The following is a 24060-nucleotide window of genomic DNA, read 5'->3' on the forward strand; positions in this document are numbered from 1 at the left end:
AATGATTTCAACAAAAGTAAGCTTTAGGATTCCGGTTTTAGGGGTCTTAGGGCTTATTTTTTTTATTCTCCAGCAAAGAATTTGTCTATTTTTGCCGATATAGAAGATATATCCACATCAGGAGATATTATAACAAATGGAGTGAGGAGGCTATTTCATCGTGAATGAAAATGAAATGAAAGGAAACAAGATGAAAAAAATGAGAAAAAATGTAACGAAGAGAAAAGCGACGTCAATTCAACTTAAGTGGTCATCTGTTATATTAGCTATTGCAATCGTGCCGCTCATGGTGGCGACCATATTTTTACTTGATTATTTCGGCAATGTCACACGCACAGACAGCGAGCAAATGGCGCAGGACACCATTAATACGAACACATTCCGGATGGATGAGTGGCTATCCAATAAAACCTCGTCTGTAAAGGATCTGGTATCCCAGCATCCTGAGTTTGATTTTACAAATCCGGCAAGTATCTTCCCTGTGATAGAAGTGCTGGAGGAAAGTGACAGTGAGACAGAAGGTTACAGTGTCATTAGTAAAGACGGCCAGTTAACCAATATGATGAACATGACCGCAAATGTAGCAGATGCGAGCTATTTCTTGAAAGCGAAAGAAACACATGCGCCTGTGTTGGGGGAAATGTCCTATCTGGAGCAGCTTGATAAATATATCATTCCAATCGTAGTTCCTGTCATGGATAAGGATAAGCAATTTATGGGAGGTATTGTCTTCTCGATTACTCCTGAAGTTCTTGCCCAAATGAGTAATGAAATTACTATGGCGGATACCGGATTTGGATACGTAATCTCAAATGATGGCATGTATTATACTTATCCAGACGTCAGTCGTATGGGCAAAAAAATTACCGATTACGCTAAAGAGCCGGCTCTTCAGAAGGTCGTTGACAAGATTTTGAGCAACAAAGAGGGGTCCGAAACTTATAAGGGCGAAGATGGTAAGAAAGTCATTACATACTTTAAGACAATTCCAGATACTGATCTGAAGCTTCTTGTAACAGTGCCGGAGAAAGAGGTTTTTGCCAAAGTGACCTCTGCACAAAGAACAGCAATGTTCATCTTACTGGCAGTTATACTTGTCATAATTTTTGTTTCACTGTACCTTACTCGTCTTATCGTTAGACCCATTAAAGCTATTTCCTCGACTATGAAAAAGGTGGCAGAGGGTCATCTGAATGAGAGGGTTAAAGTGCAGTCCGGAGATGAGATCGGCGAGATGAGTCAAAATATCAATGATATGATTGAGACACTCTCCGGTATTGTCAACAAGATTGATACAACAGTAGTGGAGGTTACTTATTCCTCAGAAGGAATGCTGAAATCGGCTCAACGTTCGTCCTATACTTCAGCAGAGGTTGCCACAGTTATCCAAGAAGTAGCTCAAGGAATGGAAGAGCAATTTAGAGGCTCCGAGCAATCCGCAAGAGCAACGGAAGAGATGGCCGTAGGTTTGCAACGTATTGCTGAGTCCTCTGCAGCGGTATCAGATCAGGCTGAGACAGTCAACTCAGAAGTAGAGAGTGGCTATTTGGAAATTCAATCTACACTGCAACAGATGGCTGTTATCAGTTCCACAGCTAATCAGACTGCCGAGATGATTGGGAAATTAAGTGAGCAATCGGAACAAATCGGACAAATTGTGGATGTAATTTCTGAGATATCCAATCAGACAAGCTTATTATCTTTGAATGCTTCTATTGAGGCTGCCAGAGCTGGAGAACATGGTCGTGGCTTCGGTGTAGTTGCGAATGAGGTGAAGAAGTTAGCAGAGCGGACAAACAGCTCCATCATTAGTATAGTGGAGCTAATCGGCGGCATTCAGTCTTCAACAACAAGTGCAGCGGATTCCATGAAGAAGAGTATTGAGGAAATTGGCGATGGAATGGGGAAAATGCAAAACGTCGGTGTTTCCTTTGATCATATCCGTTCTTCGATCCGTGAAGTATCGTCGCAAATACAGGATGTGTCAGCAATTAATGAAGAGATGTCAGCCGGCACGGAAGAAATAACGGCTTCTATATCCGATATGCTCGGAATAGCTAAAGAATCTGCTGAGAATGCTCAGGCGGTCTCCTTAGCTTCAGCGGAGCAGACAGAGATTATGAAGGATGTCGTGTCCTCCGCGGAATCACTTAATGAAGTGATGTCTGTGCTGAAAGAAGAAATCGAAAAGTTTAAAAAGTAGGAGATAAACTGAGATTCATCTCCTAATAATACAAAAAATCGCTCTCTGGGAGCTGGTAGGTGATCTCACCAATTCCCAAAGTAGCGATTTTTTTATGAATTAAACGCTGTCTTCCAGCTGTAGGCTCTCGATGCCTGCACGTACAATGTTGCAGGAGTGGTTCAATTTCTGGGTTTCCTCTGTATTTAAATTAAGCTCCAGCAGCTCTTGAATCCCAGTGTTGCCTATGATGGCGGGCACGCCCGTGCATACACCACTATGTCCGTACTCTCCATCCAGAATGGCGGATACGGCGATAATTTTGTGCTCATCATTCAGGATCGAACGGGTAATGTAGGCAAGTGCGCTGCCAATCCCGAAATGTGTGGAGCCTTTGCGGGTGAAAATTTCCCAGCCGGCATCTTTTGTCTTGCGGGAGATATCCTCCAGATCCAAATGCGGGAACCGCTCGCGATGCTGATCTAAAATTTGCAGAATAGGCTTGCCACCAATTGTTACATGGGACCAAGCTACAAATTGGGATTCGCCATGTTCACCTAAGGCGTAGCCATTAACACTGCGCGGGTCAATGGAGAACACATCGGAGAGCAGGGTTTTTAGGCGCGACGAGTCAATGGAGGTCCCGGTACCAATAATTCTGTGGCGAGGCAGACCTGATATTTTCCAGACCATATAAGTGACAATATCGACCGGATTAGCGGCGACTACGAATATTCCATCAAATCCCCCAGCCATGATGTTGGTAATGATTTCTCGAGTAATAACCGCAGAGGCTTCCAATACGTCAAGTCGGGTCTGCCCGGCTGTTGGATTAGCACCAGCGGTTAAGATAACTACATCCATTTTTGCACAATCGCTATAGGTTCCGGCATACACCTTAGTGCGTGTGCTTGTGAAATCCATACAGTGCGAGAGATCAAGTGCTTGTGCCATAGCCCGATCATAGGTGCGGTCGATCATCATAATTTCGTCGCAAATGGCCTGATTAACCATGGAGTAAGCACAGCTTGAACCCACCATTCCGGCCCCGACGATGGCTACTTTTCTCGATTTACTTTTCAATTGCCTTGTCCTCACTCTCTAAAAGTTATACGCAGTATAGGCTTCCAAATGATATTTATTTCAGCATTAAGGTCTTTTGGAAGCTTATCGTTAGGTATGCTTATAGTTTAACGTATCCCTTCGCAAGTTACCTGACATCGGACTTGCAAAGATTATATTTTTTCTGTTTAATGCTGAATAGGTGACATGATGAGTTAGTTATTTCAGGAGATCTATCCCTATAGTGTATGTAAAGTGCTTAAAGAGGATGTAATAAGAGGATGGCTAATTGATGTCAGAAAAGGGTGGAAAGTAGAAAAAAGCAGAGGAGAACATAAGCTTGAGTTACAAGAGGTAAGAAGTCATCTCAAGGATATCGTGTAAGAACCCTGAGATGGCTTCTTAGGATTATTATTGATAATCATGGCTGCGGCAGCAGACTCCCCGAGGAGGTCATAGCCTTATAACGCTTGAACATAAAAAATCTCCAATGAACAATCATGCCGAAGGCTAAAATAAAGAACAAACCACCGGACTGTGGAATAGACACATAACGGTTAATAAATTCATGGAGTAAAGTGCGGACTAGAAGAAGTCCGAGCAGGATAAACGCAAAGCTCTTGGAGCGTTGAGCGTAAATTTGTCCATCACGTTGTTCAAAGTGGGTGCTGCGTATAAGAGGATACGCGAAGATGAACCAGCCAATCAAAAAGGCGACTGCCGCCCACCATAATGGGAATCTGACCGCAGGTGCCACAAACATGGCAAAACCCGTCGACATACCGAGAGGTGGAATCCATATTTTTCGAATGGTAACCGGACGTGCGCTTGCTTTTAGACGAATGAAAATAACCATCAGCGCCATGAACAAAGCCCCTAATGTGGAGCCAATATGTAGAAGCGAGGGGTTTATGTTACCCATGATACACGACCTCTCTATGATTTCAGTCACTTGTATCTTCATTATAACAGAAAAACGATGGCAAAACATTGAAGTGTATTGGCTCCATCCCCGCAACAATTCCAGCAGAGGAATTTTTTCTTAAAGGAACGATACATACAAAAATCCCCGCCAGAGCATACTCTGACGAGGATTTATTGATGTGAATAATATTATCTCAGCCCAGACTTACGAACGGCTGCGTCCACTTGTCGAGCGAAGAATAAGGCTCACGATAAAGATCAGCACAACGGCACCGATCAAAGAAGGGAAGAAGTAGAAATCACTTACTTTAGGTCCCCAGCTTCCCAGAAGCACGCCACCCAGCCATGAACCGATAATACCAGCGATGATATTACCGATAACACCACCAGGAATATCTCTGCCCATAATCAGACCAGCCAACCAACCAATAACCCCACCAACGATTAACATCCATAGAAAACTCATGTTACTTCAACTCCTTCGTTTTGTTGTTTGCGATGTCTACTATTAACCTTTGTGACCATCTTTAAACCACATGGAAAAACTTACTTCTTCCGGAATGGTTAGGAAGTAGGCTCTAAATGCAGTTTCGATAATGTATTACAACTATAAACATGCTATAGTGAAAAAATATTATAAAATTATGAGTAAACCCCTATTAGTAAAGGGTAAGTAAGAAGTAATACAATACATAAAAGATAAAGGAGCCACTATTATGGAACGGGCTAATGAGGCATTGTTTTATGTAGGAACGTATAACTCTGAGAACGAGAAGGCGATTCAGTTATGTGCGCTTAGTCTTTTGTCGGGGGAAATGAGAATTCTTGAGGGTACCGAGGGAATTGAGAATCCATCGTTTTTAGCTGTGAATAAAGCAGGCAGCGTGTTGTATGCAGTTAGTGAGAAGGATCAAGGTGAGGTTTACGCATATGCAATTGATCCTGCAACTAAAGCGTTGAAATCACTTGGAAGTCGTCCTACGGAAGGTGGCGCTCCTTGTTATGTCTCCATTAGTCCTAAGGAAGATTACATATTCGTCTCCAATTACTCGGGAGGCAATGTTAATGCTTTTCCTGTAAATGAAGATGGTTCGCTTCAAGAGATGTCCGACCAAGTAAAACATATGGGTTCAGGCATTCGTGAAGACCGTCAGGAGGCTCCGCATCCGCACTCTGTCATTCCGGACGCAAGTGGTAGACATGTGCTGGTGTGCGATTTGGGACTGGATCAAATTGTGATCTATCGCCCTGAAGAGGGCAAACTGGTAAAACATCGTGAGCTTAATCTGCCACCTGGTTCAGGTCCACGTCATCTGGCGGTGCATCCCTCTGGACAATGGATCTACCTGGCGAATGAACTGAATTGTACAGTAACGGCATTTGCTAATGATGAACAGGATGCAAATCTAAATGTTTTACAGCATCTTAGCACGCTTCCTGATAATTATACTGCCGGTAGTGACGATACAGCTTCCGATATTCATGTCTCCCCTTGTGGCAGATTCCTGTATGTCTCCAATCGGGGACAAGACAGTATCGCCCTGTTCCATATCGATGAATTAACGGGTCTGCTTGAAGCAGTGGATTGGCAGGGTACCGGCGGGCGTACTCCGCGTAACTTTGCAATTATTGGGGATAAGCTGCTTGCTGCTAATCAGAATAGTGATAATATTACCTCGTTCTCTATCGATAGTGAGAGTGGCAGATTAATCCCTACAGGAAATGAATTGGAAATGAAGTCACCTGTTTGTGTGCAAGCGTTGTAGGCTGAGACTAGGTTATTGTATGTCGTAAAAATAAGGGCTATTCCCGTAATCCATTCATTTTTTCGTGAGTGGAGGTTGGGAATAGCCCTATTTTGCAAATGAAGACCTAAGGATAATAGCAAGTGATTTTTTAAAATGTATTTCGGATACCTAAATCGTAAAAACCGATGTCATCCAGCATGATCCGGTCGCCTTCTTCATCAAGATAGAAGGTGATTTCCGTCAGGTTGTCAGGATCCAGCTCTGGTTCTTCCTCTTGAAATTGTTCGAACGGCATCTCGTAGGTTTGAAATACAGCTTCGGAAAGGTCACCGTATTTGCCATCGTTTATCCGCTCTTCAAGCCATGGGAATAACGTGAACTGAGTTTGTGGAAGCGGCAGTATGTCCATTACTTCATCCAGCGTCAAGCGGGCTGAGGTATCATTATGGTCAGTTAACTCCACCTCAACCTTTGGAGGTAGTGGAACATCCATTTCTTCACTAAGGTCACCATTCAGATTTGCCATAGAGAACGTAAGGCCATCTGCCCCTAAAAGAGCAGTTTCAGTACGGACACTGTCGTTAAGCTTAATGTTGTAATAAGCTTCTTCGTTTTTGCTGGCTGTGCGTTCAAGGACAACACCATAGGTGGCTTTGCTTTTTGACTCTCGGTCTTTAGCCAGCTCTTCTGACCAAGAAACACCCGATGCTTCTGCTGTTCCCAGTTCTACTGTGTTTTTGTTACGGTCATCGTCGAATGTGGCTACAGGACGATATCCCCCGCTTTGGAATCGATTGTAGTAGGCGGTATCTGGTAACCACTTCAGCCCGCTGCGATAATCCCGGAACAAGCTTTGGTATTCCTCTTTTTCATGCAAGGTGGTCTCCAAGAAAGCTGATACATAGACCTTAGCGATTTGCCGTTGTTTGTCTGCATCCATGATTTGTGCCCGATTTAAGAAGAGTCCAGCTGGCAAGGTCTGATCATACCCACCCCAATCGCTGTTGAATTGACTGTGATTGGCGTCCGCAATATACAGTGAGCTTTTGAAAGCAGATGATCCTTGGGAATAGGAGGTACGTATATACTGCCGATCACCATAGAAATCATGTACATCTCCATCGCGGGCTCCCTGCAGGGTCAAATAATTGATGTCTTTGAGACGGGCTTGCTGGTCATCTATCGTTTTGTCCGTTGGTGCAAGCGCGATTACAGAGGTTATATTAAAGCGATTAACTGCCGCCATCACCGGATCATCCTTGAACCAACGAGTGGCATCCGCGGCCATAGCTACGGCTTGTCCTCCGCGGCTATGGCCGAGCAGGGCGGTTTTTGTGAAATCTATTTTCTGATAAAAAGGACTGCCCGGATCATCTGAAAAGTCTGCTAGCTGCTCTAAATGTTTCAGTAGGATCCAAGTCCGTACTTTAAAATCATTGTCCGGAATACCGGACCAAGCAGAATAATTCAGGAAATTCTCATCGAGCGAGATCGCGATAAATCCCCGGCTTGCCAATAGTTCGCCGAGATAAGCGTACCCGCCATCAGAGTAATCTTCCATCATATGATTGCCGTGCACCATCAGTACTACTCGATATGGACCTTCGCCTTCTGGCATCCATACGCGACCATTCAAGGGAAGTGCCTTATAATCGAAACCCCAGAATAAAGTGCGCAGCTTTGACCAATCCTTAATATAAGCAGAAGCATCGGCCGTAGAGGATATCAAGCTTGTATCCTTACCGTATTCGGCACGATGTAGATCGGTACCACTGGCATAGGTGAAGGTCTGATAAGCTAGATTACCTGGTTTTCCAGGATCGGAGGCTGTAAGTGGAACAACTTCCGTATCGTTGATGTCGACCGACTCTGAAATAGGCAGTTCTTGCACTCCGCTTGCCAGCGCAAGTGGGGAAAAAGTCACTGCCACTGTTAGCAGAAGTCCTAGTGTTATTCTTTTGCTGCGGAGCAGGCCAATGGCTAATCCGCCTAGTGCTCCTAGCAGTGCAAGCACGACCGCAATGACAACCGCAGCCTCAATTTCAAAATCTGCATAATATAAGATTAGTAGAATAGCTCCAAAATCACTCAATACACAGCCTGCGAATAATCTTGGGATACGCAGTCCGGTCAACGCTAGCAGAACAGCCAAGATATTGCCGGAAATCGCCAGCAGGACAGTGCCTGCACCTGCAGCAAGAGCGATATCGGTAGGTTTACCTAATCCAGTAGGAATGCCTAACACGGCAGTACTAAAGGCTAAAAAGCATACTATCCACAGACCGGCTATAGCTGTTCTCCAAACTGCTGTATCGTAACGGTAGGTTCCCCTAATTCTTCGTCCAATTTCTTGAGCCATACGTCTGTGGAGCCGCGGTTTCAACGGCGCAGGGACGTACTCTAAATCCATACCCATGACTCTCTCCCCTGACATAAAGCGGTAATTTCTCTTAACCCATAAGCTGTAGCAATAATATTACTTTATAGCATCAATAACAAGTGGATCTTACAGGAACCGACCCCATAGCTTGTATGGTGTGGTGTGTGTGAGTTTTCTTTGACATAGGCTGGAAAAAAAGGTTTGACACAGTTAAAGGGTTTCAGTATTATATCCATATAAACCAACTAAGTAGATAGGAATAATTGAAGAAAGTTCTTACCGTACGAACGGAGGAACGCCTGCATTAGGCTCGCAGACACGGTCTTAGGACCGGTTTGACCTGCCATACGTAGGCTTTCCTCCGTTCTTTTTGTGTTACCCAAGGGTTTGTCTGGTACGAAAAAACATGGGGGAGTGGAAAAGATGAAGAAAAAGATGAATAAAGGGCTTCTTGTAGGGTTTAGCTTGTTGCTGACGGCAGGGCTTACTGCTGCTTGCGGCAGCAATAACAATAACGGCAATAGTGCTAGTCCGGCAACAGACGCACCAGCAACAACCAATTCAGCGGAGGCCACAAATGCGGCTGAAGCCACCAAAACTCCATCTAAAGATCCAGTAGAACTACTGAACGTATCTTATGACCCTACTCGCGAATTGTACGAGAATTATAATAAAGCTTTTGCTGCCTATTGGGAGAAAGAAACAGGACAGAAGGTCACCATTAAACAATCCCACGGTGGATCGGGGAAACAAAGCCGTGCTGTGCTTGATGGCCTGGAAGCGGATGTTGTGACATTAGCACTTGGTTATGATATTGATGCCTTGCAGGAAAAGGGACTGATCAACGAGGGCTGGCAAAGTAAATTCGATCATAACAGCTCGCCTTACACCTCGACTATCGTGTTCCTTGTACGCAAAGGGAATCCGAAAGGAATCAAGGATTGGCCAGATCTGCTCAAAGAGGGCGTAGAGGTTATTACACCAAACCCGAAAACATCAGGTGGAGCACGCTGGAACTACTTGGCGGCTTGGGGTTATGCACTAGACCAGAACAATAACGATGAGGCTAAGGCTGAGGAATTTGTAAAAGAACTGTTCAAGCATGTGCCAGTGCTGGATACCGGCGCGCGTGGATCTACGACAACGTTTGTGGAACGTGGAATTGGTGATGTGCTGATCGCATGGGAGAATGAAGCCTATTTATCCGTGGAAGAGCTGGGACCAGACAAATTTGATATCGTGAATCCTTCGGAGAGCATTCTGGCTGAACCGCCAGTAGCTATAGTAGATAAGGTTGTGGACAAAAGAGACACGCGTGAGGTATCCGAGGCGTACCTGAAGTATCTCTATAGTGAAGAGGGACAAAAAATCGCGGCTGAGAACTATTACCGTCCTACATTAGATAGTGTGAAAGAAGAATACAAAGATAAGTTCCCGGAAATCAAGCTGTTTACATTGGCTGACAAATTCGGAACCTGGAAAGAAACGCAAGAGAAGCATTTTAATGATGGCGGGATCTTTGACAAGATTTATGTGCCGGGTGCCAAATAACAGATGAATGAAATGCAGGATATGATCATTGAGATTTGTCCCGGTAGGGGCTGATCGGCTAAAAGGCCGAAGGCGAGAAAGGATGAATAGGGGATGAATGTCACCACTACGGCTGCACCAGCAGCAACGCGGCGCAAAATACTGCCCGGCTTCGGGCTGACGATGGGCTACAGTGTTTTATACCTGAGTCTAGTGGTTCTACTGCCACTTTCGGCGCTACTGTTCAATTCTACAGGTCTGAGCTGGGCGAAATTCTGGGATGTAGCTACGGACCCGCGGGTATTAGCTTCGTATCGTGTGAGCCTGTCGACAGCTGCTGCGGCTGCTTTTGTAGATGCAATTCTAGGTCTTTTGCTGGCGTGGGTACTGGTACGTTATGAATTTCCGGGCAAAAGAATATTTGATGCGCTGATCGATCTCCCGTTTGCCTTGCCGACAGCTGTAGCTGGTGTCTCCTTGACGGCGCTCTATGCAGGCAATGGCTGGATTGGGTCTTGGCTTGAGCCGCTGGGATTAAAGGTGGCATTCACTCCGCTCGGGATTACCTTGGCTTTGATGTTCATCGGCATACCGTTCGTTGTCCGGACGGTGCAGCCGGTGCTGGAGGATTTGGACAGAGATATGGAGGAGGCTTCGGCAACCCTTGGCGCAGGCCGCTGGAGAACCTTTCGTTCAGTAGTTCTGCCTGAGCTGTTTCCGCCACTGCTAACAGGTTTTGCTCTAGCTTTTGCTCGGGGCATCGGTGAATTCGGCTCCGTCGTGTTCATCTCCGGTAACATGCCGATGAGGACGGAGATTGCTCCGCTGCTTATTATGTCTAAACTGGAGCAATATGATTATGCCGGAGCTACCGCCGTAGCCCTGCTATTGCTCCTCATCTCTTTCTTAATGTTACTTGTTATTAACACACTTCAGCGCTGGGTTCGTAAGACTTCTCGTTGAGGTAATTGCCATGACAGCAGACGTCCGAACATGTTCAAACTTACTCGGAGACACTCGATATCTGCCGTCGATACTGAATTTTCCAAGCTATCTTGTCTTCGTAAAACCCTTTAAAGGAGGAATAATTTTGGCCGGTACCGTCCCTCTCCATACCCCCCGGCTACAAAAGAATGCGTCCTCGTCCGCGACAACGGAAACCCCAATTGTAAAATGGGTGTTGATCGGAGCGGCTGGGCTAGTCCTTTTTTGGCTGATTGCTCTGCCATTAGTTGTTGTGTTAACCGAGGCACTTAAGAAGGGCTGGGACGTATATATTGCTGCCCTGACTGATCCGGATGCCCGCTCAGCGCTGCGATTGACGCTGCTTGTTGCGGCGATAACTGTGCCTCTGAATACCTTTTTTGGTGTAACAGCGGCGTGGGCTGTAACCAAGTTCCGTTTCCGCGGCAAAGGGTTTCTGATCACCTTGATTGATCTCCCTTTTGCAGTCTCGCCAGTCATCGGCGGCCTAATCTTTGTACTCGTCTTCGGAGCAAACGGATGGTTTGGTCCTTGGCTGAGCGCCCATGATATTAAGATCGTATTTGCGCTTCCGGGTATCGTGCTAGCCACGTTGTTTGTGACGTTTCCTTTTGTAGCGCGTGAGTTAATCCCGCTGATGGAGGATCAGGGTACACAGGAGGAAGAAGCGGCAATTACACTCGGCGCACATGGGTGGCAAATCTTTTTCAGAGTCACGCTGCCTAATATTAAATGGGGGTTACTATACGGCATTATTTTGTGTAATGCGCGGGCCATGGGTGAGTTTGGTGCGGTTTCTGTGGTGTCCGGGCATATCCGTGGGGAGACGAATACGCTGCCGCTGCATGTTGAGATTTTGTACAACGAATATCAATTTTCAGCATCTTTTGCAGTAGCTTCTTTGCTCCTGTTATTGGCTTTGGTAACGATGATTATTAAAAGCTGGTTGTCGCGAAAAAATGCCCATTGACATGACTTTTAGTTCCATGCTAAGTTAATTCATAGTATACTGGTTGGTAATAACGGAATTGAGGAAAAAAGGAATTTAGGCGGATATAATCCTTTGGTGAGAAAGGGAGGCTAGAGAATGGCTAAACCGCTGAAAGTGGACGATTTATGGCTTACGCGGATTGCAGGACTTCTGGATGATATGGAATTTGGCTCATTGCATATTGTGGTTCATGAAGGTCAGATTGTTCAGATGGAGCGTACGGAACGCAAACGGTTTGAGAATAGCAGTGGCAACGCAAATGGACGTTATATTGGTGAAAGCGGCAGCCGGCGGGCCGATTCTCAATCGGCGGGACGTTGATTCAATCTCTGGGCAATCATAAAGGTATATATCATCTTTTTGGATAAAAGATTATGGAGTTGTCACATAAGCCACGAAATGGCTGCTGGGGCAACTCCTTTTTCTTCGTATGCTTGATATTTGGCACGTATGACGCACCATATGTCGCACCCCATCGGACTCAGTTGACGCTAAACGCAGTATTATGCCACATTTGCCCCGATAACGGACCGCATAGCCGCTATTGGCATAAAAAACGCCACATATGGACCTGATTCTAAGCAATAATGTCCCTGGAGTCCGAAACCACGCTCCAAAAGCTGAAAAGGTGCAAATAACGTCATCTGGGTCCCTAGGTCGCAGGAATGATGATTGTTGAAGCAGACCGCTCATGAGTAAAAACATAGCAATATGTCATCTGGGTCCGCAGGTCGCCGGGAATGATGATTGTTGAAGCAGACCGCTCATGAGTAAAAACACAGCAATATGTCATCTGGGTCCGTAAGTCGCAGGGAATGATGAGTGTTGAAGCAGACCGCTCATTAGTAAGAACATACAATACGTCATCTGTGTCCGTAAGTCGCAGGAATGATGAGTGTTGAAGCAGACCGCCCATGAGTAAGAACACACAATACGTCATCTGTGTCAGTAAGTCGCAGGAATGATGAGTGTTGAAGCAGACCGCCCACCAGTAAGAACACACAATACGTCATCTGGATCCGTAGGTAGGTCGCAGAGGATGATCTGTCTTTTTACGACTTTTACAAATGATTCGGCCCGTGGGATAGCTACATATTTTGATGACGCAGTACGTTTGTTAATAACGAGGGGCTTGGCGTGAGGCGGATACGCCCTCCATCAACAGGATGAACGCAGTAATGGCGTGCATAATCCAACCAACGATCGGAACAAAAGCTAAAATCGAGGTGATAATGCCCAGAACGTTACCCATGAATGGTTTATGTTCTCTTTGCAGCACAACAACGGCTACAGCATGAAGCAAAAAGGCAATGGCCAAAGGGACCCAACCATTAGCAATGATAAAGAGTCCGCCAATCAACGGCAGAGCCAGAAAAGCTTCATAAAGGCATGTTCCCCATTTAAACAGCTTGGCTACAGGAGACATAATGCTTCACCCACCCTTTTAAAAATATTGTTACAGATACTATTCCACACAGTCAGTAAAGGAATTCAAGAATATAATGCTTATCCCTCAGTTTCAAAAACATCCCTAGCAGTGAGCCTTGCCTGTGAACCATGCAGTCGTATATAGTGGGAACAGCAATGCTGAACGGAGGAGTGCGGATGGAAACAACTAGTAAGCTTGATATACGCCATGAACAGCCTTCAGTGGAACAGTATTTGGCGCTGAGAAAAGAAGCTGGGCTGAGTGAAATGAGTGTGGAAGGTGCAGCGATCGGTTTGCCTCGTTCTATTTTTGCGGTAACTTTGTATGAGGAGAATAACCTAATCGGGATGGGGCGGGTGATTGGCGATGGGGGATGCTTTTTTCAGGTCACAGATATTGCGGTCAAGCCTTCACATCAAGGACGAGGTTTGGGAAAGCTGATCATGCGGGAAATTAGAGAGTTCCTTAATACTGTACCGGACAAGGCTTATGTAAGTCTGATTGCAGATGGAGAAGCCTCGAAGCTCTATGCACAATATGGATTTGAATCGGTTATGCCACGTTCTCAGGGAATGTTTTTGCGTCGCTAAGCTAAGGCGAATTCATGCTGCTTTTTTAGTAGAGAGTGCCCCTTGTATTGGTTAAGGGGTTTTTGGTCTGGAAGTGGAGTAGTAGGTGCGATCTGGTTTCGATTGGATCTCAGGGGATAAATAATGTTTAAAGGCTGTAAGGGAAAAGCTATTCAGATGAGCATCAAAAAAATAATTGAGCAGAAGGCTGCACGATAATGGTCTTGCTCGTAGAATGTGAGGAACAACAAGATGGATGTTGTAATATTGGGCGCTTCAGGAACGATTGGAAAGGCAATTGTACAGGAGGCATTAAAAAGAAAACACGAAGTAACAGCTGCGGTACGCAATCCAGAGTCAGTAACTCTCGAACACGAGCGTTTACATGTCACAACGGTGGATATTCTTGATCCGGCTTCAGTAGCAGCTGCGGTCCGTGGCCATGAAGAGGTAATTAGTGCTTATGGACCAGGAGCGGGCCACGAGCTGGATCTGATTACGGCGGCAAAAGCGTTGGTGGAGGGTATGCAGACGGCAGGGTTAAATCGGCTGTTGGTTGTTGGAGGTGCAGGTAGCTTAAAGACTGAAACTGGAGAGCTGCTGATGAATACACCGGATTTTCCGGAAGAGTTTAAACCAGTTGCAGAGGCGCATGCGCAGGCTTATGAGATTTACAAAAATACAGAATTGGATTATACGTATCTCAGTCCTGCTGCGGTAGTTCATCCAGGTCGTCGTACAGGTCATTTCCGCATCGGATTGGACCGTCTTATTCTAGATGAGAATAGTGAAAGCAAGATTAGTGTGGAGGATTTCGCTGTAGCTATGGTGGACGAGCTGGAGGAAGGGAATTTTAGTCGGGCCCGATTTACTGTCGCTTACTGATATCAGACTTGCGCCGGACTTGCGCTCGGACTTGTATTTGGAATTGCCTGTGAAGCTTTGGAACGGTAGATAGCGGAAAGGGGCTAAATCATGTATCTGGTAACTGCTGAGCAAATGAGGCAGCTGGACAGCGAAACGATCCAGCAGCTGGGGATTCCAGCGATTGCGCTGATGGAGAATGCGGGAAGAGTTATCGCAGAGGAGATCATCGCGCTTTGCCGGGAGAGAGGCGGGGCAGGCTGCAGGAATGCAGCCGAAGGGAACGATGCCGGGCTAAAGGAGGCCGCGCTGGGTGACCCAGGCAAGGCATTTAAGGTCAGCGCAGATCATGCGCTGACGCTTGCCTCTGCCGCAGCCGAGCGATGGTTCATCCTCGTCGGCAAAGGCAACAACGGCGGCGATGGCCTCGCCGCCGCACGGTACCTTCGCGAGACCGGCATCGCCGTCACGCTCGTCTATGCGGTGCCGCCGGAGTCGCTCTCCGGCGAGGCCGCCCTGCAGCGCGATGCGGCTGCAGCCATGGGCCTGCCTGCCGTAGTATACGGCAGGGATCGGCTGGACCTTGCCGAGTGCAGCGGCATCCTGGATGCGCTGCTCGGCACCGGCGGCGCGGGAGCCCCGCACGGCGCCTATGCGGAGCTGATTGCCGCAGCGAACAGCAGCGGCAAGGTCATTGTGTCCGCGGACATCCCCAGTGGTCTGAACGCGGACACAGGAGAGACGCATGAGCCTTGCATTCATGCGTCAGTGACGGTATGCCTCGCGTTTCTCAAGCGAGGCCTCCTGCAATACCCCGGTGCAGGCGCAGCGGGGCATGTCAAGGTACGGGCCATCGGCATTCCGACTGCTCTGGCTCTTAACAGCGGTGTGCAGACTCATCTGCTGACACCGGAAGTGCTGCATGCCCATCTGGGGGTCGATCTGGCCCGGCGGCGGTCGCCAGAAGGCCATAAGGGAACTTATGGGCATGTACTCCTTGCTGCCGGCACCTTACGGATGAGCGGCGCCGGACTACTGGCAGCCCGTGCTGCGCTGCGCACGGGCTGCGGACTGGTGACGTGGGCGCTTCCTAAGAAGCTGTTACCTTCCGTCATCGGTGTTGTTCCTGAACTCATGCTGGCTGATGTAGGTGGCAGTGAAGAGGGAAACTGGGAGGCTGAGACCGCGCCCGAGCTACTGAAGTTAAGCGAAGAGCGAGATGTAATCGCTGTGGGACCAGGTCTTGGACGGTTCCCGGGTGATACAGATTGGCTTCGCAGTCTTTGGGAAGGCAGTGATTGCCCGCTGGTTATCGATGCGGATGCTTTAAATATTCTGGCTGACTCCGATTATAAGAGTTGGGCGCGGCGCCGTCATTCTGTAATTCTGACACCTCACCCAGGCGAAATGGCTCGCCTGGCTAACCTAACTACGGCTGAGGTCCAACGTGACCGAATCGGTCTGGCTATGGACTATGCCAAGGAGCATGGGGTTACGCTTGTGTTAAAAGGAGCACATACCGTGATAGCAACTCCTGAAGGGCAAGCTTATGTAAATACCACAGGCCATCCCGGCATGGGCACTGGTGGAGCTGGTGATGTGCTAACGGGCATGATTTCCAGCCTGCTGGCTCAGGGACTTCATGCTACGCAGGCAGCAGCTTTTGGGGTATACCTGCACGGATTAGCAGGAGAGGAAGCAGCCCGTCAGCGGAATAATCCGGCGGCTATTATTGCCGGAGATATCATTGAAGCGCTTTGAGTATCCCTAATAAAGCTTATGACAGCAGTAAGCAGAGCAGTGGCAGAAATAGGGCGAATACTGGCAGCAACAGAGGAAACCTTTCTACACCAAGCTGGGTCACTCTGAGAAGGAGTAGTCCCAGGACTCCACCCAGACCCCATAGCAGATACTCTGCACCTTGTTCCGCTGCCAGCCATAGACCTGCACCAAAACCCGTGACGACATATACAGCAAGGGGCAGGATAGGGGATTTGGAGCGCAGAATACGCAGCAGTACATCTGCTACTAACGCCGCAGGCAATCCATAAGCATAAATGGCATAAGGAATCGATAGTGGCCAGCCTTCAGGAATTCCATCGGATTGTGGAAATCCAAGCATAAGTAAGGTAATAAGGACGTAAGTTAGCCCTGCGCAGGCTAATTTGGTTAATGCGTACATGCCACTGCTTAGGCGGACAGAAGAGATATCATAATCATTTATCTTATTCATTTGATATACATTCCTCTCGTGGTGTAATGCATCAGCTGGTGACCATGTCTCCACCATTGACATGAATACATGTCCCGGTAACATACGAAGAATCCGGTCCCGCTAAATAAAGATAGGCTCCTGCTAACTCATATGGCTGTGCGGCACGTTTAAAGGGTGTATCCGTCCCAAATACACTAACCTCATCTGCAGAGTAGCTGGAGGGAATTAGTGGTGTCCATACGGGTCCGGGAGCTACGCTATTGACACGAATGCCAGAGTCTACGAGTGATAAGGCTAAAGAGCGGGTAAAGGAGACGATCGCGCCTTTAGTTGAGGAATAATCTATAAGCTCTTTATTTCCTTGATAGGCAGTAATGGAAGCAGTGTTGATGATGGCTGCGCCTTTTTTTAGATGTGGAAGTGCGGCTTGTGTCAGGTAAAAGAATGGAAATATATTCGTCTGAAACGTTTGGTAGAGCTGTGCTTCCGTGATATCCAGAATACTTTTTTGCGGGTACTGGACGCCATGATTGTTGACGAGGATGTCCAGCTTGCCAAAAGTGCGAAGGGTATGCTCCACAGCCTTGAAGCAGTTTTCCTTATGGCGTAAATCAACTTCGATCCGCAAACAACGTTGCCCTAATTCTTCAATTCGCCGCTGAGTGACCTCTGCATCTGAAGCTTCGTATAAATAAGCTATAGCGACATCTGCGCCTTCCTTTGCAAAAGCAATGGCCGCCGCTTTACCAATTCCGCTGTCGCCTCCGGTGATGAGCGCAATTTTTCCTTTTAGCTTTCCGCTGCCGGTGATCTCCGGATTTTCACTGATGGGGCGAGGATTCATTAGACTCTCTAGACCAGGCTGACGGTCTTGGTGCTGTGGGGGAAAAGCAATAGGCTGTTCCTTACATATCGTTTGTTCCCCATAATAGGGGTAGGTGGGGTTCATTTTTACATACACTCCTCCTTGCCTTCTATCTTCCGTATATTTCTATGCATGCGCCTAGAAAAGCGTGCGCTGTTATCCGGTCCTGCCTGTGTTTATAACCTAGTTCGAGGGAGCGTTTGTCAGAGATGAATGATTGGCGAAACATAGAGTATCTGAATCGTGGAACTCCAGTGCAAAAAGAGGTCTATACCCTGTTAAGAAAATTAAATATTATGAGTTTGCTGGCCGACTATAACCCGGTGCTGGTTGGCACAGTGCCGCTTGGTATTCAGGTGAAGGGCAGCGATCTGGATATTATTTGTGAGGTGCATGATTCCGTAAAGTTTACGGACATTGTTAGTCGATATTTCGGAACCATGGATGAGTTTACTAGTGTATCGCGTGTGGTTGATGGGGTCCCACGAACGAAAATTAACTTTATGGCCGGTGGCTGGCCTATAGAACTGTTTGGGCAGCCGCGACCCACAGCTCTGCAGAATGGTTACTTACATATGATCATTGAAGCGGAAATTCTAGCTCAGCTGGATAATGATTTTCGCCAGCAGATCATTACAATGAAAACAAACGGGTGGAAGACCGAACCTGCCTTCGCGCAAGTGCTGGGCTTGGAAGGCGACCCTTATGAAGCGCTGCTGATGCTGGAAAAGCTTCCGCGGAGTGCTCTTTATGCTTTTTGTCATTCTATACAAGCGAGGGGATAGACATGAATTATCGAGAGATGATTGCGGATGATTATGAAGCTGCCCACCAGCTATGGGAAAATACAGAGGGAATGGGACTTAGTGAAGCGGATTCGAGACTGGAGATTACGCGTTATCTGGAGCGTAATGCTGGCTTCAGCCAGATCTGCGAGAATGAAGACGGCCGGATTGTAGGAACTGCATTGTGTGGACATGATGGGCGAAGAGGTTATATGTATCATGTTGCAGTTAGTAATGACTGCCGAGGCATGGGCATCGGGCGTGAGCTTGTAAAGCGTTGCCTCGGTAATTTACATGCAGCTGGTATCGCAAAATGTCATCTGATGGTGATTGGAACCAATGAACAAGGAAGAGGATTCTGGGAAGGGATAGGCTGGCAGTATAGAGGTGGAATTATGTTATACTCCCAGGATATCTTGTGATACATAAGATGCGAAATGAAAATACTATCTAAGTAAAATATCATTAGATTAGAAGTGGATATATCACAGCAAATGTAACGGTGAACTCCGACTGCCAGTGCAGTATACTATATATGAGTTTGATAATTGCCTATTTTGCAGGCAGGAGGTCTTTTATGCGTTTCAAAGATGTGTTTTCAATTATTGGTCCGGCCATGGTCGGGCCTTCAAGCTCGCATACAGCCGGTGCGGCACGGATCGGAAGGGCTGCAAGGCAGGTGCTGGGTGAAGTGCCGCGTGTGGCAGAAGTGACGTTTTTTGGTTCTTTTGCAGCTACTTATCAGGGCCATGGCACAGACAGGGCTATTGTCGGAGGACTTTTGGATTACGCTACCGATGATCATCGGTTACCCGACTCTCTGGAGTTAGCGGCTGAAGCTGGGATGGAAGTATCTTTTGAGCAAGGAACGGGATTGTTTCCTCATCCTAACACAGTTAAACTGCATCTTATCGGACAAGAGACAGGAAGTGAGCTGACTTTAACGGGGACATCCATCGGTGGTGGAAACATTGAGATCGTCGATGTGGATGGTTTTGGAGTAAAGCTTACGGGAATGTATCCGACGGTATTGATTCATCATATGGATTATTTAGGTGTTCTGGCGAGTGTTACAGAAGTGATGCGTAACGGACAATTTAATATAGGGCATATGTCTCTGGATCGGAAGAATCGCAGCGGTGCAGCCTTAACGGTACTGGAGCTGGATGAAGCTGCTACTCCAGAGCTTATTGAAGCGCTTAAAGCGCTCACTGCGGTGAAATCGGTGAAATTGGTTAATTTAAACGAGGGTAAGCAAGATGAGAAGGGGAAGGAAAGCTTAACATGAATTTTCAAACACTTAGCCAACTGGCTGTATTATGTGAGGAACGTGGCCTCACCATTGGAGCCCTTATGCTTGAAGAGCAAAGCGCGGAATCGGGACGTTCCAGTGAACAGGAATTTGCCACTATGCGTGAATATTATGGGGTGATGAAAGAGGCTGTTCATCGTGGGATGCATGAAGATACCACTTCGCGCAGCGGTCTTACGGGAATGGATGCCCAGCGTGTAGGAGCCTATAACGCAGCAGATGAACCATGCCTAGGTGGACCCGCTGGTCAAGCAATGGCCTATGCCTTGGCTGTGTCCGAGGTTAATGCCTCAATGGGCCGCATAATTGCTACACCTACCGCAGGTTCATGCGGAATTATTCCGGGTGTATTTCTCAGCTGCCAGGAACGGTTTGGCTGGGATGATGACTATATGGTTACCGGTTTGTTCGCTGCAGGAGCGATCGGTTATGTCATTGCCAACAATTCGTTTGTATCTGGTGCAGAGGGTGGCTGTCAGGCGGAGGTCGGGTCGGCCATCGGGATGGCGGCAGGAGCTTTAACCGAACTGCGTGGAGGAACGCCTGCACAAGCAGTGCATGCTGTTGGACTGGCGCTTAAGAACACATTAGGACTGATTTGTGATCCGGTGGGAGGACTTGTAGAGATTCCTTGTATCGTTAGAAACGGATTCGGTGCAGTGACCGCGCTCGCCGCCGCCGATATGGCACTAGCTGGCGTACGTAGCGTGATTCCTTCAGATGAAGTAATCAAGGTCATGCTTGAGGTAGGCTCAGCTATGCCAGAAAAACACCGCGAGACCGCAGGTGGCGGATTAGCACAGACACCTACCGGCCGCAAGATCATGCAGGATTTACGTAAAAAGAAGTGATTTTAGAGCATTTTGAAACGTTCCAACTGTTCCCATAATCCTTCCTTCCGAAGGATTTCTGCTTGTTTGGGTCCCAAAAGGTCAAAGTGGGGGAATGGCGAACGATTATGAATATATTTAGCCGGCAGTCCATTTTCCTCACACCAATATGTTAGTCTGGTCAGGTCACTACAGCCGACCTTGGTGACAGTAGTCATGCCGGGAAAACGCGGGTCTAGCCAGTAATGGGTTAAGAAAGCGATCTCTCCTGCGGAGACAGCCTTTTTCCAGCGGGTTAATTCTTCTCTGTTGATGCCGAAGGCCATTACGTCTCCTCCTTATGTAGTATAGTTGACAACATTATAACCCATTGAAAGGGGATTACATCATGAACGGACAGGTAAGAGCCGATATTCGTCCTGGGCTTGAAGTGGATATTGTGCTTAAGCAGGATCAGCCGACGGGTAAGCTAACACATGGAACGGTAAAGGATATTCTCACGAACTCACCTCGACATCCGCATGGCATCAAGGTGCGTTTAACCAGTGGACAGGTAGGACGAGTTAAGAATATTGTTGCTAACTAACAACAATAAACTTTACCTTTGATTTTTATAAAAAAGCGCCCCTAATCAACAGAGATTGGGGCGCTTTTCTTTTTTATCTGCTCATAAAATCCTCAACGGACTGATCGGCTTTGGTCTGATTACATAACGTACAAGCGCAAACGCAATTATCCGGAGTAGTATGGCCACCTTTAGCACGGGGGAGCAAGTGATCTATAGTGTCTCCATAGGAGCCACAGAAGTAGCAAGTATAGTTGTCTCTGGTCAATATATAAGCACGGAAATCCTTATTGCTGTAAATCCGGCGGATGGTTCGGCGATTCACTACGATAGCGGCATGTTCTCTGACTAGAGTAACTGCAAGCTCGTAGTCAATTTCCTGATGCCAGCGCCGTCCTTTATCACTGTGGCCACGCATTAGAATTTTCCCTTTGGCAGAGGGAATCAATTGCGTTGGATCTTCGGGACTCAGTTTCGCGCCTTGAGAATGAGAATGTTTCCTTCGTTGTTCCAAGCCCCGTATGCGCTGATTTGGGTTGGATTGCGGTGAAGAAGCAACCGTGGAAGAAGGCTTTCCTTGTTTGGAGCGTTCCTTGACAGCTGAAGAAGGGGATTGAATGGTATCAGGTTGTACTGGAATGGGACCTGCTGCAAGAGTGAGATCTATGTTTTGTCGTTGTTTGCGGCACTCCCGACAAGCGCCACGGCGAGACTGGCCTTTGGAACGTTTGCCGGTACGTTTACGAAATTCAGAGAGCGGCTTCTGTTGCTGGCAATAGGTACATTGTTTGGTGGATAAAAGATGGGTATCGTTCATAGATATGTTAGGTTCAGCGCAACTTAGCGCCCGTCCTGTCTCCTTGTTTTTTAGGATCCAATGTATTTTATTTATTAGATTCAGTCGGCAGGGTTAACATTTCGTTCTAATCTTAGTATAGCGTAAAATACAATCGTTCACATCGCACTCAAAAAATGCTTAAATACGGCTTTTTGTGTGATATCTGTCTTGGTGACATTCAGGAAAAACATGTAAAATCGAAAAGAGCTGTAAGGAATGCTCTACTTTTTAAACATGGGAAGGGGAACTGAAATGAAGCCAACCAAAAGAAGGCCGTTTACGGTAACATTGCTTTATATTCTTCATATATTTTTGGGGGTTGGAGCGTTAGCAGGAGGCGGGTCAATGGTCATAGATCCTAGTGGTGATCTGATACATATACCCACATCTATGCTGGAAAGATCGCCATTTTCAGATTTTTTAATTCCGGGTATTTTGCTATTCATCGTATTTGGTATCCTGCCTATGTTCGTGTTATATGGGTTGATCAAGAGACCAGAATGGCATTGGGTGAATACTTTGAATCCCTTTAAGAAATTATATAGCTTCTGGGCATTGTCCCTATATATCGGATTTGGTCTAATCATTTGGATTATGGTACAGACGTATATGCTCGACAGTGTGGTAATCATACATCTGGTCTATATGAGTCTAGGGCTTTTGATCCAAGCTGTTACGCTGCTTCCTTCCGTACAAAGTTACTTTTTGCTGGACGGCGGTACCGAAAGACGTTAAAATTGCAGTGAACAGAAGGTATTTTATTAGTCTGGGCAAGGAGTGAACCGGATTGACAACTATATACGATATTGCCAAAAGAACCGGTTACTCTCCTACAACGGTATCCAAGGCGTTTAATAATTATTCCGATGTACGGGAGAAGACTCGCCAGGAAATTTTCCGGGTTGCCCAAGAAATGGGATATTTGCCGAATTCCCATGCCCGTACACTGACTACTAAGAAATCATGGACCATTGGTGTATTATTTGTAGAGAATACGGGATTTGGTATTCGCCATCCCTTTTTTAGCGCTGTGATTGAGAGCTTTAAGAAGGTTGCTGTGGATAAGGGGTATGCCCTCATGTTTATTTCCAAGGATGTTGGGGGTAAACAAAGCGGGTATTTGGAGAATTGCCGAATCCGTGGTGTAGATGGTGTTGTCGTTTTCTTGTCTGATTACGAGGACCCCTATTTCCGTGAGCTGCTAGAGAGTGATATTCCTACTGTGATTCTGGATTTTGAGACTACGCAGTCGCATACGGTATGTTCGGATAATACGGCTGGAGCTCAGCTTGCGATAGAGTATTTAGTTTCTTTGGGTCATCGCAAGATTGCTCATATTTCCGGGGGGATGAACACTTTTCCCGGTAAAACTCGGGAGTTAGGGTATAAGAACGCTATGAAGCAGCAGGGGCTTGACGTGCCGGAGTCCTATGTTGTGAATGGAGCTTTTTATTCTCGTGAAAGTGGTTACCATGCGATGCTGGAGCTTCTTAAGCTGCCTGATCGGCCAACCGCTGTTTTTGCTTCGGGTGACATGTTAGCTTTAGGGGCTATTATGGCGGCAAAAGATAGTGGACTTTCCGTACCGCGGGACATTTCAGTTGTGGGTTACGATGATATTGATCTAGCTGAGTATGTTACACCTGCATTGACAACCATTCGTCAGGATACGGCACTTTTAGGAAGCCGGGCAGCGGACATTCTTTTAGCATCGATTGAAGGGAAACAGTTGGATAAGGAAGCGGTTTTAGTTCCGGTAGAAGTGATCGAACGGGAATCCTGTGCGCCTCCGGCTAGCAGGAATTAGAGCTGTATCAAATTCCATAACTACAGAGAGCGGGCTGCTATCCACAGGATAAATCTTGACGTAGAGAAAAGAGTCCTGATAAAGTAGAGGACATCATAGCTCGAATTTTTCCTATGTGGTATTTGCTACAGCGTATTCAGAGGAATAGGGCTATAATGGGCATATTGTTATGCCGCTTTT

The 24060-nt window shown here is 46.9% G+C and carries 25 protein-coding genes; 16 read left to right on the forward strand and 9 right to left on the reverse strand.

Annotated features, from left to right (window positions below; translation table 11 throughout):
- Window positions 1–160: 160 nt before the first annotated feature.
- Window positions 161–2203, forward strand: coding sequence for a methyl-accepting chemotaxis protein (locus MHB56_RS16655; RefSeq protein WP_254848740.1), 2043 nt, complete (start codon window positions 161–163; stop codon window positions 2201–2203).
- A gap of 99 nt (window positions 2204–2302) precedes the next feature.
- Here MHB56_RS16655 and MHB56_RS16660 read toward each other — a convergent pair whose 3' ends face one another.
- From MHB56_RS16660 to MHB56_RS16670, 3 genes are all read right to left on the reverse strand, one after another.
- Complete coding sequence (locus MHB56_RS16660; protein ID WP_076124580.1) at window positions 2303–3265, reverse strand: L-lactate dehydrogenase; 963 nt, start codon at window positions 3263–3265, stop codon at window positions 2303–2305.
- Between the two features lie 400 nt (window positions 3266–3665).
- Window positions 3666–4166 (reverse strand): CcdC family protein, encoded by a 501-nt coding sequence (locus MHB56_RS16665; protein WP_036682651.1) that lies wholly within the window; start codon window positions 4164–4166, stop codon window positions 3666–3668.
- 207 nt (window positions 4167–4373) lie between these two features.
- Window positions 4374–4634 carry a GlsB/YeaQ/YmgE family stress response membrane protein gene (locus MHB56_RS16670; RefSeq protein WP_036682650.1) on the reverse strand — a complete coding sequence of 87 codons (261 nt, stop codon included), beginning with the start codon at window positions 4632–4634 and terminating at the stop codon, window positions 4374–4376.
- A 250-nt stretch (window positions 4635–4884) separates the two neighbouring features.
- Here MHB56_RS16670 and MHB56_RS16675 point away from each other — a divergent pair, with 250 nt between their 5' ends.
- Entirely contained in the window at window positions 4885–5934 is a 1050-nt protein-coding gene (locus MHB56_RS16675) for a lactonase family protein (protein ID WP_341143772.1), read from the forward strand.
- 130 nt (window positions 5935–6064) lie between these two features.
- On the opposite strand, the gene MHB56_RS16680 is transcribed toward MHB56_RS16675, so the two are convergent.
- Window positions 6065–8332 (reverse strand): alpha/beta hydrolase family protein, encoded by a 2268-nt coding sequence (locus MHB56_RS16680; protein WP_341143773.1) that lies wholly within the window; start codon window positions 8330–8332, stop codon window positions 6065–6067.
- 387 nt (window positions 8333–8719) lie between these two features.
- Between MHB56_RS16680 and MHB56_RS16685 the strand changes: the two genes are divergently transcribed.
- The 4 genes from MHB56_RS16685 to MHB56_RS16700 all read left to right on the forward strand — a co-directional run bounded on the left by MHB56_RS16685 (window position 8720) and on the right by MHB56_RS16700 (window position 12122).
- Window positions 8720–9847 carry a sulfate ABC transporter substrate-binding protein gene (locus MHB56_RS16685; RefSeq protein ID WP_036682645.1) on the forward strand — a complete coding sequence of 376 codons (1128 nt, stop codon included), beginning with the start codon at window positions 8720–8722 and terminating at the stop codon, window positions 9845–9847.
- A 93-nt stretch (window positions 9848–9940) separates the two neighbouring features.
- Entirely contained in the window at window positions 9941–10789 is an 849-nt protein-coding gene (gene cysT, locus MHB56_RS16690; protein ID WP_076124574.1) for a sulfate ABC transporter permease subunit CysT, read from the forward strand.
- Window positions 10790–10916: 127 nt separating this feature from the next.
- Window positions 10917–11780, forward strand: a complete 864-nt coding sequence (gene cysW, locus MHB56_RS16695; RefSeq protein ID WP_076101318.1) for a sulfate ABC transporter permease subunit CysW — start codon at window positions 10917–10919, stop codon at window positions 11778–11780.
- A 117-nt stretch (window positions 11781–11897) separates the two neighbouring features.
- Entirely contained in the window at window positions 11898–12122 is a 225-nt protein-coding gene (locus tag MHB56_RS16700) for a YezD family protein (RefSeq protein ID WP_076101319.1), read from the forward strand.
- Window positions 12123–12918: 796 nt separating this feature from the next.
- On the opposite strand, the gene MHB56_RS16705 is transcribed toward MHB56_RS16700, so the two are convergent.
- Window positions 12919–13227: a hypothetical protein gene (locus tag MHB56_RS16705; protein ID WP_076134873.1), complete on the reverse strand. Its 309-nt coding sequence runs from the start codon at window positions 13225–13227 to the stop codon at window positions 12919–12921.
- Between the two features lie 179 nt (window positions 13228–13406).
- On the opposite strand from MHB56_RS16705, the gene MHB56_RS16710 reads away from it, so the two are divergent.
- From MHB56_RS16710 to MHB56_RS16720, 3 genes are all read left to right on the forward strand, one after another.
- Complete coding sequence (locus tag MHB56_RS16710) at window positions 13407–13820, forward strand: GNAT family N-acetyltransferase (protein WP_081383325.1); 414 nt, start codon at window positions 13407–13409, stop codon at window positions 13818–13820.
- 231 nt (window positions 13821–14051) lie between these two features.
- Window positions 14052–14684: an NAD(P)-dependent oxidoreductase gene (locus MHB56_RS16715; protein WP_280753300.1), complete on the forward strand. Its 633-nt coding sequence runs from the start codon at window positions 14052–14054 to the stop codon at window positions 14682–14684.
- 90 nt (window positions 14685–14774) lie between these two features.
- Window positions 14775–16424, forward strand: a complete 1650-nt coding sequence (locus MHB56_RS16720) for an NAD(P)H-hydrate dehydratase (protein ID WP_341143774.1) — start codon at window positions 14775–14777, stop codon at window positions 16422–16424.
- Window positions 16425–16440: 16 nt separating this feature from the next.
- On the opposite strand, the gene MHB56_RS16725 is transcribed toward MHB56_RS16720, so the two are convergent.
- Together MHB56_RS16725 and MHB56_RS16730 are read right to left on the reverse strand one after the other, a co-directional pair.
- Entirely contained in the window at window positions 16441–16896 is a 456-nt protein-coding gene (locus MHB56_RS16725; RefSeq protein WP_076142073.1) for a hypothetical protein, read from the reverse strand.
- 31 nt (window positions 16897–16927) lie between these two features.
- Complete coding sequence (locus MHB56_RS16730; protein WP_076142074.1) at window positions 16928–17827, reverse strand: SDR family oxidoreductase; 900 nt, start codon at window positions 17825–17827, stop codon at window positions 16928–16930.
- A 125-nt stretch (window positions 17828–17952) separates the two neighbouring features.
- Between MHB56_RS16730 and MHB56_RS16735 the strand changes: the two genes are divergently transcribed.
- From MHB56_RS16735 to sdaAA, 4 genes are all read left to right on the forward strand, one after another.
- A complete protein-coding gene (locus MHB56_RS16735; protein WP_076124562.1) occupies window positions 17953–18528 on the forward strand; it encodes a DUF4269 domain-containing protein in 576 nt (191 codons plus the stop codon).
- 2 nt (window positions 18529–18530) lie between these two features.
- Window positions 18531–18950 carry a GNAT family N-acetyltransferase gene (locus tag MHB56_RS16740; protein WP_076142075.1) on the forward strand — a complete coding sequence of 140 codons (420 nt, stop codon included), beginning with the start codon at window positions 18531–18533 and terminating at the stop codon, window positions 18948–18950.
- Between the two features lie 155 nt (window positions 18951–19105).
- A complete protein-coding gene (sdaAB, locus tag MHB56_RS16745) occupies window positions 19106–19816 on the forward strand; it encodes an L-serine ammonia-lyase, iron-sulfur-dependent subunit beta (protein WP_076142076.1) in 711 nt (236 codons plus the stop codon).
- Window positions 19813–20691 carry an L-serine ammonia-lyase, iron-sulfur-dependent, subunit alpha gene (gene sdaAA / locus MHB56_RS16750; RefSeq protein ID WP_076124557.1) on the forward strand — a complete coding sequence of 293 codons (879 nt, stop codon included), beginning with the start codon at window positions 19813–19815 and terminating at the stop codon, window positions 20689–20691. The genes sdaAB and sdaAA overlap by 4 nt, the downstream gene beginning before the upstream one ends.
- A 2-nt stretch (window positions 20692–20693) precedes the next feature.
- Here the strand turns inward: sdaAA and MHB56_RS16755 are convergent, their stop codons facing one another.
- Window positions 20694–20996 carry a hypothetical protein gene (locus MHB56_RS16755; protein WP_076124555.1) on the reverse strand — a complete coding sequence of 101 codons (303 nt, stop codon included), beginning with the start codon at window positions 20994–20996 and terminating at the stop codon, window positions 20694–20696.
- 62 nt (window positions 20997–21058) lie between these two features.
- Between MHB56_RS16755 and MHB56_RS16760 the strand changes: the two genes are divergently transcribed.
- Entirely contained in the window at window positions 21059–21256 is a 198-nt protein-coding gene (locus MHB56_RS16760) for a YwbE family protein (RefSeq protein ID WP_036682616.1), read from the forward strand.
- 73 nt (window positions 21257–21329) lie between these two features.
- Here the strand turns inward: MHB56_RS16760 and MHB56_RS16765 are convergent, their stop codons facing one another.
- Window positions 21330–22052: an HNH endonuclease gene (locus tag MHB56_RS16765; RefSeq protein ID WP_339170960.1), complete on the reverse strand. Its 723-nt coding sequence runs from the start codon at window positions 22050–22052 to the stop codon at window positions 21330–21332.
- A gap of 273 nt (window positions 22053–22325) precedes the next feature.
- On the opposite strand from MHB56_RS16765, the gene MHB56_RS16770 reads away from it, so the two are divergent.
- Complete coding sequence (locus tag MHB56_RS16770; protein ID WP_280753297.1) at window positions 22326–22808, forward strand: hypothetical protein; 483 nt, start codon at window positions 22326–22328, stop codon at window positions 22806–22808.
- A 52-nt stretch (window positions 22809–22860) separates the two neighbouring features.
- Complete coding sequence (locus MHB56_RS16775; protein WP_280753296.1) at window positions 22861–23880, forward strand: LacI family DNA-binding transcriptional regulator; 1020 nt, start codon at window positions 22861–22863, stop codon at window positions 23878–23880.
- Window positions 23881–24060 lie beyond the last annotated feature (180 nt).

The sequence above is a fragment of the Paenibacillus sp. FSL H8-0315 genome (assembly GCF_038005365.1).
GTDB lineage: Bacteria > Bacillota > Bacilli > Paenibacillales > Paenibacillaceae > Paenibacillus_AQ > Paenibacillus_AQ odorifer.